At 71.6% G+C, this 13,181-nt stretch carries 11 protein-coding genes; 3 read left to right on the plus strand and 8 right to left on the minus strand.

Going from position 1 to position 13,181, the window contains the following annotated elements:
* Window positions 1–24: 24 nt before the first annotated feature.
* Window positions 25–1,044, minus strand: coding sequence for a LacI family DNA-binding transcriptional regulator (locus QQM39_RS45145; RefSeq protein ID WP_302003944.1), 1,020 nt, complete (start codon window positions 1,042–1,044; stop codon window positions 25–27).
* A 194-nt stretch (window positions 1,045–1,238) separates the two neighbouring features.
* Window positions 1,239–3,224, minus strand: coding sequence for a glycoside hydrolase family 97 protein (locus tag QQM39_RS45150; RefSeq protein ID WP_302003369.1), 1,986 nt, complete (start codon window positions 3,222–3,224; stop codon window positions 1,239–1,241).
* A gap of 278 nt (window positions 3,225–3,502) precedes the next feature.
* On the opposite strand from QQM39_RS45150, the gene QQM39_RS45155 reads away from it, so the two are divergent.
* Window positions 3,503–5,035 carry a helix-turn-helix domain-containing protein gene (locus tag QQM39_RS45155; RefSeq protein WP_302003370.1) on the plus strand — a complete coding sequence of 511 codons (1,533 nt, stop codon included), beginning with the start codon at window positions 3,503–3,505 and terminating at the stop codon, window positions 5,033–5,035.
* 122 nt (window positions 5,036–5,157) lie between these two features.
* Here QQM39_RS45155 and QQM39_RS45160 read toward each other — a convergent pair whose 3' ends face one another.
* Genes QQM39_RS45160 through QQM39_RS45185 form a run of 6 tightly spaced genes read right to left on the minus strand, consistent with a single transcriptional unit; the run spans window position 5,158 to window position 10,464 of the window.
* A complete protein-coding gene (locus tag QQM39_RS45160; protein WP_302003371.1) occupies window positions 5,158–6,390 on the minus strand; it encodes a cytochrome P450 in 1,233 nt (410 codons plus the stop codon).
* Window positions 6,387–7,625 (minus strand): cytochrome P450, encoded by a 1,239-nt coding sequence (locus QQM39_RS45165; protein WP_302003372.1) that lies wholly within the window; start codon window positions 7,623–7,625, stop codon window positions 6,387–6,389. The genes QQM39_RS45160 and QQM39_RS45165 overlap by 4 nt, the downstream gene beginning before the upstream one ends.
* Entirely contained in the window at window positions 7,622–8,272 is a 651-nt protein-coding gene (locus QQM39_RS45170; protein ID WP_302003373.1) for an ATP/GTP-binding protein, read from the minus strand. The genes QQM39_RS45165 and QQM39_RS45170 overlap by 4 nt, the downstream gene beginning before the upstream one ends.
* Window positions 8,244–8,606, minus strand: a complete 363-nt coding sequence (locus QQM39_RS45175; RefSeq protein ID WP_302003375.1) for a DUF742 domain-containing protein — start codon at window positions 8,604–8,606, stop codon at window positions 8,244–8,246. The genes QQM39_RS45170 and QQM39_RS45175 overlap by 29 nt, the downstream gene beginning before the upstream one ends.
* Window positions 8,603–9,025: a roadblock/LC7 domain-containing protein gene (locus QQM39_RS45180; RefSeq protein ID WP_302003376.1), complete on the minus strand. Its 423-nt coding sequence runs from the start codon at window positions 9,023–9,025 to the stop codon at window positions 8,603–8,605. Before QQM39_RS45180 ends, QQM39_RS45175 begins: the two co-directional genes overlap by 4 nt.
* Window positions 9,022–10,464: a sensor histidine kinase gene (locus QQM39_RS45185; protein WP_302003378.1), complete on the minus strand. Its 1,443-nt coding sequence runs from the start codon at window positions 10,462–10,464 to the stop codon at window positions 9,022–9,024. Before QQM39_RS45185 ends, QQM39_RS45180 begins: the two co-directional genes overlap by 4 nt.
* A 294-nt stretch (window positions 10,465–10,758) precedes the next feature.
* Here QQM39_RS45185 and QQM39_RS45190 point away from each other — a divergent pair, with 294 nt between their 5' ends.
* Together QQM39_RS45190 and QQM39_RS45195 are read left to right on the plus strand one after the other, a co-directional pair.
* The gene (locus tag QQM39_RS45190) at window positions 10,759–10,995 is read left to right on the plus strand and encodes a hypothetical protein (RefSeq protein ID WP_302003379.1); all 237 of its coding nucleotides are present in this window, start codon (window positions 10,759–10,761) and stop codon (window positions 10,993–10,995) included.
* A gap of 374 nt (window positions 10,996–11,369) precedes the next feature.
* Window positions 11,370–13,136, plus strand: coding sequence for a fatty acyl-AMP ligase (locus QQM39_RS45195; protein ID WP_302003380.1), 1,767 nt, complete (start codon window positions 11,370–11,372; stop codon window positions 13,134–13,136).
* The last annotated feature ends 45 nt before the right edge of the window (window positions 13,137–13,181 follow it).

Raw genomic sequence — 13,181 nt, forward strand, 5'->3', positions numbered from 1 at the left:
TGTGACCGCCCACGACCGCCGTTCTCAGCTTGCCGTACGCACCGAATCCCGGATCACCAACTGCGTGCTCAACACGACGTGGTTGTCGGACGGGAAACCCACCTCGCGTTCCAGGGCGAGGCGTACGGCGGTGCGGCCCAGCTCCTCGTACGGGACGCGGACCGTGGTGAGGGCCGGGGTCAGGTCGGCGGCGAACGGGACGTCGTCGAAGCCGACCACGGAGACATCGCGTGGGACGCGCAGACCGGCCTCGCGCAGGGCCGCCAGCGCCCCCAACGCGACCACGTCGGACCCTGCGAAGACCGCCGTGAACTCGACGCCCGCGCGCAGCGCATCCCGGGTGCGCAGGTAGCCCGACTTCCGGGTGTAGTCCCCGGCGGTGTCCAGCTCCTCCACGTACGGCGTGCCGTGGGCGCGCAGGGCGTCCTGGTGACCGAGGCGGCGCTCCTCCGCGCTGCTGAAGCCGGGAGCGCCGCCGAGGAAGAGGACGCGCCGGTGGCCGGCCGTCAGCAGGTGCGCCGTGGCCTGGAAGGCGCCGCCGCGGTTGTCGTAGTCCACCACCGTCGCCGGCACGCCCTCGGGAAGGGGCGGCCGGCCGCACAGCACCAGCCGGGAACCCGCGGAGTCCAGCGCCTTGGCGTAGCCGGCCATCCGGCGGTGATAGGCGTCGTCCGGCACTGTGCCGCCGACGAGGACGACCGCCGCCGCGTGCTGTTCCCGCATGAGCTGGACGAGGTCGTCCTCCCGCTTTGTGTCGCCCTTGGTGGAGCACACCAGGCTCAGGCGCCCCCGGCTCCCGGCCTCCTGTTCCACTCCGGCGGCGACGTGGGCGAGTGACGGCCCGGTGATGTCCTGGAGGACGAGGGCGATGGGGCCGGCGACGCGTCCGGAGAGCGCCTTGGCGTGGACGTTCACGACGTAGTGAAGGGAGTCGACGGCGGCCATGACGCGCTGCCTGGTTTCCGCGGACACCGGATAGTTGCCCGCCAGGGTCCGGGAAACGGTTGCTACCGAGACACCGGCCTTCGCGGCGACATCACGGATGGTGCTCGGCCGGTCGGCCGATCGTGCTTTCCGCTTCGCCTTCTTCGCTCCGGGGCCGCCGGGTGGACCTTCTTCCTCGTCCGTCACGGCTCCGACGTTACTGCACCCGGCTTGGCCTTGTGAGCCCGTGGATCGGAGAAGTACTGGCCCACGTGGGCCGTGCGCCGGGGAAAACGTTTACCCAAACCGTGTCGTCAGCTCGGTGTCAGGACCACCGCTTGGCCGCCCGCCGGGGCCATGGCCACGCTCAGCGTGGTCTCCGCGGTGACGATCCGGGTGCTGACCACGACCGGGGTCCGGTACGGGCTGGTGCCCGGGGTGCCGTCGGCGTAGACGGTCGCCGTGTAGGTTCCGCCGCCCAGGAACGACAGGGGGAGCGACAGCGTCCGGGACGTCTCGTTGGTCATGGCCCCGAGGTACCAGGTGTCGCCGGCCCGGCGGGCGACCGCCACGTACTCGCCGATCGACCCGGCCAGGGTCCGGCTCTCGTCCCAGGTGGTGGGGATGGCGTTGAACCAGGGCAGTCCCGGCCAGTTCGCGGGGTTGGCGTACTTGGACGGCTTGTCGTACCAGAAGAGGAAGTTGAGGGGCTGGTAGTACACCGCGGCCATCGCCATCTGGTGGGCGTTGGTCGTCTTGTCGCGTGACTGGCCGTAGCAGATGGTGTAGTCCATCGGGCCGCCGATGTTGCGGGCGAAGGGCAGCGTCACGTTGTGCGTGGCGGTCGGGAACTGCTCGTTGCCACGGACGCCTTCCAGGCTGATGTAGTTCGGGTACGTGCGCTCGTAGCCGAACGGCCGGACGTCGTCGTGCATGTCGATCAGCAACCGGTACTTGGCGGCCACCTCGGCCCAGTCGGTGATCTGGTTGGTCATCGTCTGGGTGCCGTCGTTGATGAAGCCGAGCTTGATGCCCGCGACGCCCCAGCTCTTGTAGAGGCCGAAGAGGGAGTCCGCGTCGGTCAGCGCGAGCCGGTTGACGTAGAGGAAGACGCCGACGCCCTTGCTCGTGGCGTACGAGATGACCGACGGCAGGTCGATGGCGGCGATCGGCTTGGTCGCGTCGGGGGTGGTGAACTCGGGGCCGTACCAGCCGGCGTCGTACTCGATGTACTCAAGGCCCCGGGCCACGGCGAAGTCGACGCCCGCGAGGCCGGCGGCGGTGCTGAGCTCGCAGCGGAAGACCTTGCCCGGCTTGATCCACGAGGTGTCGGTCAGCGCGCTGGGCGGGGCCAGGTTGAGCACCAGTTCGGCGTTGTCGACCAGTTCGGCGTGGGTGGAACCGATGACCAGCGCGCGCCACGGCGTGGCGAACGGGGTTGTGACCGTGCTGGTCGTCTCGACCGGGCCGGTGCCGCGGGCGGTGTGCTCCATCAGGAAGGCGGAGAGGGCGCGCGGCTGCCCCTCGACCGAACCGAGCATCAGGCGCGGGAAGTTCAGCCGGGAGGACTCGCAGATACAGGCGATGAGCCCGTCGTCGAGGGTCGCGGTCAGCGGCAGGTCGGTCAGGGGGCCGTTGTCCGTGGTCGAGGTGCCGGTGACGGGGATGGAGCCCGGCTCCACCGGGAGGTAGGCGTTCTCGTCGCGGGCACTGTAGACGGTGGTGTCGTCGGGGAAGACGAACGTCGTCAGCTCGTCGGAGAGGGTCGCGGTGCCCTCGCCGAGCAGGACGTAGCGCAGCGCGACACCGGTCTTGTAGGCGCGGATCCGGACGCCGAAGCCGATCCCCGAGGCGCTGTCCCGCAGGTCCCAACGCTGCTCCTGGTAGAGGTCGGTGACGGTGGCGTTGCGCCCGTACACCGGGGTCCAGGTGGTGCGGGTGGTCCGCTGCCGGTGACCGGTCACCGTCACGTCGTCGCCGAGGACGGTCCCGTCGCTCAGCCTGAGGCCCAGGACGGACGTGTCGATCACCGTCCTGCCGTTGTGCCGGGCGGACCACCGCAGCGCTCCGTCCACCACCGACATCGTGATGGCGTTGCCGCCCATGCGCGCGGTCGCGTCGACCGACTCCCGCACGACGGCCGCGTCATCCGCCGCGTGGGCCGGCCGCGCGGCGCCGACCCCCGCCGCGGCCAGACCGGCGGTGACGGCCGTGCCCTTGAGCATCCCCCGGCGCGACAGTGCCCCCGGGCTGCCGACTCCGTCCGGCGCGAGCTCTTCCCGGTCCTGTGACGTGATCATCTTGGAAGGGGCCTCTCCATTGAGCGCCGCGTCGGTGCACGGCTCGATCCGGGCGGAGGATGCGTGCGGTAAACGTTTTCTGCCTGGGGAATGTTCTACGCGTCGATGTGAGGCGGGGTCAAGAGTGCGGTCGGGAGCGGGCTCAGGGCCTCGGGGGATGACCGTCGCGCCCCTGGGAACCCGCCCCCGATGCGTACCTCGGCGTACCGCCCTGCACGGGTGAGGTAACGTCCGAGCGGTATGTCGTGAATAAGGTTCAGGACGAGGTGAAGGCCGACGTGGCTGGCAGAGAGGGCGGGGTCCGTCAGGCGGGCGGGCGGGACGTCGACGCCTCGGTGTGGGCGGAGGAGTTGCTGGACCACCTGCGGCCGACCGGGCAGGACATCCCTCGGGTCGTCGCCTGGCTCGCGGACGCCGTGCAGGGCACCGCCTCGCTGCAGGACGACACCGGAACGCTCCTCGGCGGCATACGCGCGACCCTGGACGAGCACCTCGTCGCGGCCGTCACCGCCGGCCGTATCGCCTCCGCCGCCTGGGAGGGCCAGGGCCGTCACCTGCGCCTGGTCAGGGTGGCGCACCCGAACCGGCCGTCGGCCGGCGTCCTCGCGGTGTCGCGCGAGACCCCCTTCGACCGGCGCACCTCCGACATCGTCACGCACACCGTCCAGGTGATCGAACTCCTGCTCAAGGCGAGCGAGATGACCGCCGCCGGACGCCGGCTGCAGAGGGCGACGTCCGATCTGCGCCTGGCGATCCTGCAGTTGCTGATGGTGGAGGACACCGTCTCCGCACGCCGGGTGGCCGCGGGACTGTGGCCCGGACTGCTCGACACCGACACCGCCTGCGTCCACGTCGTCGAGGGCACCGCCGAGGACCGGGACCGGTTGGCCGGGGAGTGCATCGACGCGACAGGCGAACGGGCGCTGGTCGTGCTCTGCCCGGCGGTCGACGAACACGTCATCGTCGTGACGCCCGGCGAGGCCGAGGCCCAGGAACTGCGCTCGCTGATCGGCCCACGCCCCCGCACCTTCCTCGGCGGCAGCGCCCGGCAGAGCCTGGCCCGCACGGCCACCGCGTACGGCCAGGCCGTCAGTGCCCTCGCCGTCGCGCACTTCCGCCCGGACAAGGCCGCGGTCTACGCCGAACGCACCCACCCCGAGCGCCTGACCGACCCGGCGGCACTGCGCGGCTGGACGGCCCGGCTGCTGCACCCGCTCGACACCCTGCCGCACCACACCCGCGCCGAACTGCTCGCCACCACCCGGCTGGGCCTGGAGTTCACCGCCGTCAACGCGGCCAAGGTGCTGGGCGTCAGCCGCAACACCGTCCGCGCCCGCATGGAACGCGTGGAAGCCCTCCTGCGCACGGACTTCGCCGACCTGACCGCCCGTGCCGTGGTCCACCTGGCGCTCAACAGCCAGGTGAGCCTGGCGGACGCACCGGCCGACACCGGCTCCTCCGCAGCGGCCCACACCTCGCTGCACGACCTGCTGTCCGGGCCCGCCATGCGCACCTGGGCACGGGAACTCCTCGCCCGCCTGGAGGACGACACCCGGGACCTGCGCCGCACCCTGCGCGCCTGGATCGCCGAGGGCGGCAACGCCGAACGCGCCGCGCAGACCCTCGGCGTCCACGCCCAGACCGTCCGCGAGCACGTCCGCAGCGCGGAACCCGTCCTCGAACGGCAACTCCTCGCCGGCGGCAGCGACCTGTACGAGGTCGTCCTGGCCCATCTCGTCGTGGGCGACCTGGATCAGCCCGCGCTGCACGGGGCGAAACCGGGCCTTCCGGACTCACCTGTGCACAGGTGAGTCCCACGGGCGCCGCAGCGGGCATTGATGCGATACCCAATCTGCCCGCGTAGACGTAAGTTCGACTCGCCGCGGGGGCACGACCGGAACGGGGGACCGGTCGCGTCCCCGCTTCCGGCCGTTCAGGCCCGCAACCGCACCGGAATCTCCTGCCAGCCGAACGCGATGAACGACGGCACCTGACGCAACTCGTCCTCACCGACGGCAAGCCGAAGGTCCGGGAAGCGGTCGAAGAGGGCGGGCAACGCCGTCAGGGCCTCCACGCGAGCGAGCGGGGCGCCGATGCACCGGTGCACCCCGATCCCGAACGCCAGATGGTCGTCGGCCCCGCGCGACGCGTCGAAGCCGGCCGCGTCCGGCCCGTAGCGCACCGGGTCCAGCCCGGCGGCGGCGTACGTCGTGATGATCGCGTCCCCGGCCGCGATGGTCACGTCCCCGACCTTGATGTCGCTGACGGCGAACCGCAGGGGGAGCGACGCGATCGACGGGTGCACCCGCAGCGTCTCGTCGATCACCGCGTCCCAGCCGATCTCCCCTGACCGTACGGCGGCCAGTTGCTCGGGGTGCGTCAGCAGGGCGACGACCGCGTTGCCGATGAGATTGACGGTCGTCTCGAAACCGGCACCGATCACCAGCAGCAGCGTGTACAGCAACTCCTCGTCGCTGAGCCGGTCGCCGTCCTCGTCGCGCACCCGGATCAGCTCGGTCGTCAGATCGTCCCCGGGGTGCTCGCTGCGGTGGGCGATCAGCGCCCCCAGCACCGCACCGATCTGCTGCTGCACGAACGCGGCGTGCTCCGGACTCGGGTCGGAGGTGTCCATGATGGCCGCGATGAGCGCTCCGGTGTCCTCCCGCAACTCCTCGGGCACACCGAACAGTTCGCAGATCATCCGCATCGGCAGGGGGTGGGCGAGCCCGGCCTTGAGGTCGATGACCGAGCTGCCGTCATCCAGCGCGTCGAGCAACTCCGTGGTGATCGCCTCCACCCGTGGCCGCATCATCTCCGTACGCCGCTGCGTGAAGCTCGGCGCGACCAGCTTGCGCAGCCGCGTGTGGTCGGCGCCGTAGGTGGAGAGCATGTTGACCACCCCGAGCCAGCCCAGGATCCAGGCCCAGGAGGGGTGTTCCGCAATCTCGGGCCACAGTCGCCAGTGCTGTCGCGGATCCTTGCTGACCTGCGGGTCGAGGATGAGCTCCTTGAGGGTGTCGTAGCCCGTGGGAGCCCATGCGGGGATGGAGCCGGGCAGCTCCACGGGCACGATCGGGCCGAGGGCGCGCAGTCGGGCGCTCTCGCCGGGGATGTCGGCGCCGAAGGGGTCGATGGCGACGCGGTCGATGCGGTCGGTCACGGTCACGACGGAACTCCTGGCTGGTCGGGGGAGCGGGGGCTGAACCGGACGGGCAGGGCGGTCAGGGAGCGGTGGAAGGGGCCGGGCCGCCAGGTCAGGCGCTCGCGGGGCAGGACCGGCTCCAGGTCGGGCAGCCACTGGGTGAGCCGTTCGATCGCCTCGGTGGCGATGAGCAGCGTGTGCTGCCGGACCGGGCAGGCGTGCGGGCCCGCCGACCAGGACAGGTGCGAGGCGTCCCTGGGGTGGCGGCCGCTGGTGATCTCCCGCTCGGCGAAGCACGTGAGCGCCCCGTAGGAGACGACCACCGGCACCGCGGCCCTGATCCACGTGCCGTGGAAGGACACGGGTGTGCGGGCGTAGTGGATGCCGTAGTTCGCCAGGGGTGTCTCGTGGTGGAGCACCTCCACCACCGCGTCCGTCACGGGACGGGCACCGCTGGTCAGGGTGGAGTAGTACAGCGGGTTGCCGAGGATGCGGGAGAGCGCGTTCGACACCAGGTTGGCGGTGGGCTCGTGGCCGGCGCCGAGGGTGAGGAACACCTGCCAGGTGACCTCCTCCGAGGTGAGCCCGGCAGGGTGGTCCAGCAGCCGGCTCGGCAGGTCGTCGCCCCGCCGCTCCGTCTTGGCCGCGATCAGCTCCAGGATGTAACCGCCGTACTCCGCCTCGCCCTCGGCCGCTTCGGCGCCGCCCTCCATCATCTTGCCGAGCGCCACGTGGAGCCGGTCGCTGTGACTGTCCGGCAGCCCGAAGAGGCTGTTGAAGACCAACGCCATCAGCGGACGCGTGAACTCGCCCACCAGATCCGCCTCGCCCTTCGGCCCGAACCGGCCCACCAGCACCCGCACCGCCCGGTGCACTCGCGCCCGCAGGTCGTGCGGCTCGATCCGGTCGAAGGTGTCGATCAGCGAGGTGCGGTACCGGACATGGGCCGCGCCGTCGGCGAACAGCGAGTTGGGCCGCCAGCGCATCATGCCCAGGACCGGCGAGTCGTCGGCGACGGTCGACTCCCACGGCCGCGGGTCGTGCGAGAACGTGTCCGTGTCGTGCAGCAGATCCAGCGCCGCGCGCCGGTCGGTGACGACATACGCCGGCACGCCCGGCGCCAACTCGCCCCAGCCGACCGGGCCCTGGGCGCGCAGGGCCTCGTAATACGGGTACGGATCCAGCGCGAAGGCGTCCTCCCACAGGCGCACGGGCGCCGAGCGGGAGAAGGCCTGCCGGTCGGGGGAGTGGGCGGTCACCGGTCCTCCGGAGCGTGACGGTTGATCAGGTACTGGACCAGCGCGAGCAGCGCGTCGAGGGACGAGTCGGCGTCCCGTGCGTCACACGTCACCATCGGCGAGTCCGCGTCCAGGTCCAGGGCGGCGCGCAGCTGTTCCTCCGTGTAGTGGCGGGGCGCGTCCGCAAAGGCGTTGAAGGCGACGGCGTACGGCAGCCCCGACTCCTCCACCAGCCCCAGCACGTCGAACGACGCGTCGATCCGACGGCTGTCGACCAGGACCAGGGCGCCCAGCGCGCCGTAGGCGATGTCGTCCCACAGCGCCCGGAACCGCTCCTGCCCGGGCGTGCCGAACAGATACAGCACGACCCCGCCCGGCAGGCTGATCCGGCCGAAGTCGACGGCGACGGTGGTCGTCGACTTGTCCCGCACCCCGGCGAGATCGTCCACCTGCGCGGACGCCTCGCTGAGCGGCTCCTCGGTGTGCAGGGGCCGGATCTCGGAGACCGAGTCGATCAGCGTCGTCTTGCCCACGCCGAAGGGGCCGGCGACCAGGATCTTGACCAGGTCGAGAGCGGTGTCGGGCAGGTGAATGCCGGCGGCCGCATCAGAGGTCTCACCAACTGCTTTGACGGTACGGCTAGTGGTGCTTGAGGGCGCGAAGGCCATCGGCCACTCTCTTCAGCAGGTCGGGGTCGAAGCGTCCGGCGGGCGGGATCGGCGCACGGGCCAGTACCAGGTCCCGGTCGATGAGTTCGGCCGCCAGGACGCGCACCGCGGACACCGGCAACCGCAGCAGCGCCGCGGCCTCGACGACTGTCAGCGAACCGTCGTCCAGGGCGTCCAGCAGGGCGAGTTGGGCGGCGGGCAGATCGGCGGGGGCGGGTGTGCCGACGCCGGTGAGCACCGACAGCCGCTCCAGATGGGGCCGGCTGGGCCGGGCCACGCCGCCGGTCGACAGATACGCGGGAACCAGGGGGCGGCCGGCACGGCGGCCGGTCATGCCGGAGCGTCGCCGTCGGCACCTCGGGGCGCGGCGGCCATCGCCTTCTCGCCCAGCCGGGCCACCTGCGAGTGCACCCGGTGCGCGAGCAGATCCAGGCGCACCTCCTCGTCCCCGTACGCGGCCACGCATGTGCCGTGGTCCGTCGGCACGATCAGTACGTAACCGTGGTCCGACTCGATGACGACCTGCCGCACCTCCGCCCGCTCCCGGTCGGCGAACGCGGCCGCCGCGGTACGGCACGCCCCCTGCACGGTGCTGGTGATCGCGGCCACCCGCTCGGCCGAGGGCCGGGTGAGCGCGTCCGTGTACCCGGTCACCAGTCCGTCCCGCGTGAGCAGCACGGCGGCCACCACGTGCGGCACCTGCAGGATCGGTTCGAGCACCCACGCCGTGTCTCCCACATCGCGGCTGGTCATCGAGCCGTTCCCCCTTCATGGTCGGTCTGATCGGTGTCGTTCGCCGCGGTTTCCGATACGGCGGTGGAGGTGTCGCCGGTGCGCTCGTCGGCCGCGGAGCGCGCGGCGGCGGTACCCGCCTGCAGCGCACCCAGCGCGGCGGCGGCCTGCTCCGGGCGGCGTACGGCAGGCGACGGCGCGGGCATGTCACTCGCCGCGGCGGCCACCCTCGTACGGCGCCGGCGCTGTGGCAGACCCCCGGTGTCGCGCGGGGCGTGATGCCCGGATACGGCACCGGAGGCGGCGGCGTCGTGTTCGGCCCCGTATCCGTGCGAGGTGCTGGACGCCTCGCCCCGTACGTCGAGGGACTCCGCGTCCCGGGCGGACGTGCGGGTGGAGCGTGGCGCGCTCGCCGCGGGCGGTCGCTCGTCGGGGTCGATACGGCTGAGCAGATGGCTGTCGACCCGCAGCACCGCCCGCACCCCGCCGTACGGCGAGGGCGACGACAGGTCCACGCTCAGGTCGAACTGCCGGGTCAGCTGCCCGATCGCGGCGAGCCCCATGCGCGGCGGATCGCCGAGTTCGGTGAGGAGAATCGGCTCGGAGCCCGCCACCAGCCGCTGAGCCCGGGCGCGTTCGTCCTGGGTCATGCCCAGACCCGCGTCGTCGACGGTGACGCAGGCGCCGTGATGCACATGCTCCAGGTTGACCACGACATCCGTGTCCGGCGCGGAGTGCCGCAGGGCGTTGTCGAGGAGTTCGGCGACGATGATCGCGACCGGCTCCACGGTGTGCGACACCAGCCCGGTCCCGGCCGTCAGGTGATTGTGGACCCGGACCCGGTGGTAGCCCGCGAGCCGGGCCTGGCCGCCGGTCACCGCGTCCACCAGATGCGACTCCTCGCGGGCCAGTCCGACCCAGGCTCCGCACACCACGGCGGCGACCTGCGCCCGCCGCAGCGACTGCTCGTTCTCGTGGTCCAGTTGGAACAGTGTCTGCGTCAACTCCGGGTCGTCGTACTTCTGTTGGAGCCCGCGCAACGCGTCCTGCAGCCGGTACAGGCCCGCCTGGATCTCGCGCGTCGCCCCGCGCATGCCGGCCTGTGCGGCCGCGTCGATCCGGGTGCGCTGCGCGGCCAGCTCGGTGTGCAGCCCGGCCAGCACCTGCTCCAGCGCGCGGCCCAGCGGTGCCCCCGCCGTCTGCGGACGCAGCGGACCCGGCACGGCGACATGCGGATGTGCCGGCTGCCGGGCGGCGGCCGGGACGCGTCGCGCCGCGAGATGCTCGACCTCGGCCGTGAACACCTCGGCCGCGCCCTTGAGTTGGCGTCTTAACGCGGCGATCTCGGCATGCTGCCTGGCCTGTTGCCGCTGTGCGCGCAGCAGCCCGCCGCCCAGGGCGAGCGCGGACAGGATGCCGACGGTGAGACCGCCGGTCGCCAGGTCCGGTATTTCGATCATCGAGTCGGTTCCCAGGGGGTCGGGTCGGGGGCAGTCGGGCAGGGCTGTTTCCGAGGCCTTGCGGCGAGGCGCTCGGAGCACAGTACACACCGTCATCGACCGATCTCGCACGGTCGATCGATACTTCGCTTCGAAAGTGCCGGGACTCTGATCGCTTCTGCATCGACTGTCTCAATTGCCATACAACCTACGGGAGTTGGCGCGGATGCCGGACTCCTGCGGGGTCGGGTGTGTGCCCGTTCGGGCGGCGGGTACTCGGCGAGGCCAGGAACGACAACGCCGGAGGAGGCCAGAATGACCAGTGGCACGGAAGCCGGCCACGCAACCGGTACGCCGGACAAGGACTACAACCTGATCTGGTACGTGGAGGCATGCCTGAGCAACGCGCTGCGCCTGGAGAGCTACATCGAGGACGCGGAGCGCGGCAAGGACACCGAGGTGGCCGACCTGTTCCGCAAGGCTCAGGCGGACAGCCGCAAGGGCGCCGAACTGGGCAAGACGCTGCTGCGCAGGCGGCTGAACGGCGGCTGACCAAGCCCTCTCCCAGGCCCTCCCGCAGGGGCCCGGACACCGACGAAGCGGAGGTGTCCGGGCTTTCGTCTGCGGCGGGCGCGGTGGCGGACCCGTGGCGGTTCGTCACCTCTTCAACCACCTGTTGGACACATAGGGTTTACTTTCGTTCGGCTCGTCGGACCGAACGGGCTTGCTAAGGTGCTACTCGCCGGTAGGAAGCCGAACGGGGGGCGCGAGGAGTAGGCGGACCAGCGCCACAGCTCCTCGGCGGGTTGTCGAGACGGAAGGCCTGGCAAGGGGGCCGGGCCGACCGGGGCGTCTGCGCGTTGTCATCACGCGCCCCTCGAACTCCAGTTCCTCACCCATCGATCCAGACAGGTGTGACTCGCCACATGGTTCGTTCCCTGGTCGATCTGCTGACCACGCACGCCTCGCACCATCCCGACCGGACCGCCTTCCGGTACCTCGTCACCGGCGACCACGACGGTGAGATCCAGGAGATCTCGTACGGCCGTCTCGCCGAACGGTCCCGGGCCGTCGCGGCCTGGCTGCAGGAGCGGGGACTGACCGGCAGCCGCGCCATGCTGCTCTACCCGCCCGGCCCGGAGTTCATCTGCGGCTACCTCGGCTGCCTCGCGGCCGGCGTCGTCGCCGTACCGGGCGTCCCGCCGCAGGGCCGCGCGCAGAACCACCGCGCCCTGACCCGGATGAAGCGGCTCATCGCCGACGCCGATGCCAAGGTGATCCTGGGCGGCCGCGAGGTGATCACGGCCCTGTCCGGCATGGTGGAACACCTGCCCGACCTCGCCGACATCACCCTCGTCGTCACCGAGGACATCCCCGACGAGGCGGCCGCCTCCTGGCGCGAGCCGGACCTCACCGCCGACTCGGTGGCATTCCTCCAGTACACGTCCGGCTCCACCTCCGCCCCGCGCGCCGTGATGGTCACCCACGGAAACCTGCTGGCCAACGAGCGGGTCATCACCGAGCGCATGGGCCACACGCCGGACACCATCGCGGAGTACGGCCACGAGATGTTCGTCAGCTGGCTGCCCGTGTACCACGACATGGGTCTCATAGGCCCCGTCCTCAACACGGTCTACCTGGGCGTGACCGCCACCCTCTTCTCCCCGCTGCACTTCCTCCAGCAGCCCCGGCGCTGGCTGACCGCGATCGACCGTTACCGCCCGCACACCAGCGGCGGCCCCAACTTCGCCTACGAGCTCTGTCTCAAGCACGCCGGGCCCGAACTCCTCGACGGACTGGACCTCAGCAGCTGGAAGGTCGCTTTCAACGGCGCCGAACCGGTCCGGGCCGCCACACTGCGTCGCTTCACCGACACCTTCGCCCCCGCCGGCTTCCGTGGCGAGGCCCTCTACCCCTGCTACGGCCTGGCCGAGGCCACCCTGATGGTCACCGGCAGCACGGTCACCGCCCCGCCCGCCGTGCTCCAGGCCTCCGAAACGGGCCCGCACTCCGGCCAGGCCGACGCCGCGGCCGTCGGCTGCGGACGCCCCGGCCCCGACGTCACCGTCGCCATCGCCGACCCCGAACGGCACGAGGAACTGCCCGACGGCGAGGTCGGCGAGATCTGGGTGCGCGGCGCGAGCGTCGCCAAGGGCTACTGGCGCAACGCCCTCGCCACCCGTGAGACCTTCCGCGCCGCCCTGACCGGCCACGACGGCCGCTTCCTGCGCACCGGCGACCTCGGATTCCTGCGCGACGGCGAGCTGTTCGTCACCGGCCGCCTGAAGGACCTCATCGTCATCGACGGACGCAACCACTACCCGCAGGGCCTGGAGCTGACGGCTGAGATGGCCCACCCGGCCCTGCGCCCCGGCTGCACCGCCGCGTTCTCCGTCGAGGCAGGAGACGTCGGCGCGGGAGACGCGGGGGCCGGTTCGGGTGCGGGCGCGGACGGCGAGCAGCCCGTCGTCGTCGCCGAGATCGCCCCCGACTCGGCAGGCGAGGCGGAGAAGATCACCGACGTCGTCCGCAGCGCGATCGGCGAGGCCCACGGCCTGTCGGTGCGCGACGTCGTCCTGGTCCGGCCGGGCACCATCCCCAAGACGTCCAGCGGCAAGATCCAGCGCCACGCCTCCCGGGCGGCCTACCTGGGCGGCACCCTCGCCGTGATCGACGCGCCCGCCCTGAGCTGACCCCGCCCGCTCCACCGTCGTACGGCCTCACCTCTTGCCCGAATC

The organism is Streptomyces sp. DT2A-34 (assembly GCF_030499515.1).
Classification (GTDB): domain Bacteria; phylum Actinomycetota; class Actinomycetes; order Streptomycetales; family Streptomycetaceae; genus Streptomyces.

Coding starts and splice junctions, on each gene's coding strand:
- QQM39_RS45185 (WP_302003378.1), bottom strand. CDS start 10,464: ATGATCGAAATACCGGACCTGGCGACCGGCGGTCTCACCGTCGGCATC.
- QQM39_RS45180 (WP_302003376.1), bottom strand. CDS start 9,025: ATGACCAGCCGCGATGTGGGAGACACGGCGTGGGTGCTCGAACCGATC.
- QQM39_RS45190 (WP_302003379.1), top strand. CDS start 10,759: ATGACCAGTGGCACGGAAGCCGGCCACGCAACCGGTACGCCGGACAAG.
- QQM39_RS45195 (WP_302003380.1), top strand. CDS start 11,370: ATGGTTCGTTCCCTGGTCGATCTGCTGACCACGCACGCCTCGCACCAT.
- QQM39_RS45175 (WP_302003375.1), bottom strand. CDS start 8,606: ATGACCGGCCGCCGTGCCGGCCGCCCCCTGGTTCCCGCGTATCTGTCG.
- QQM39_RS45170 (WP_302003373.1), bottom strand. CDS start 8,272: ATGGCCTTCGCGCCCTCAAGCACCACTAGCCGTACCGTCAAAGCAGTT.
- QQM39_RS45150 (WP_302003369.1), bottom strand. CDS start 3,224: ATGATCACGTCACAGGACCGGGAAGAGCTCGCGCCGGACGGAGTCGGC.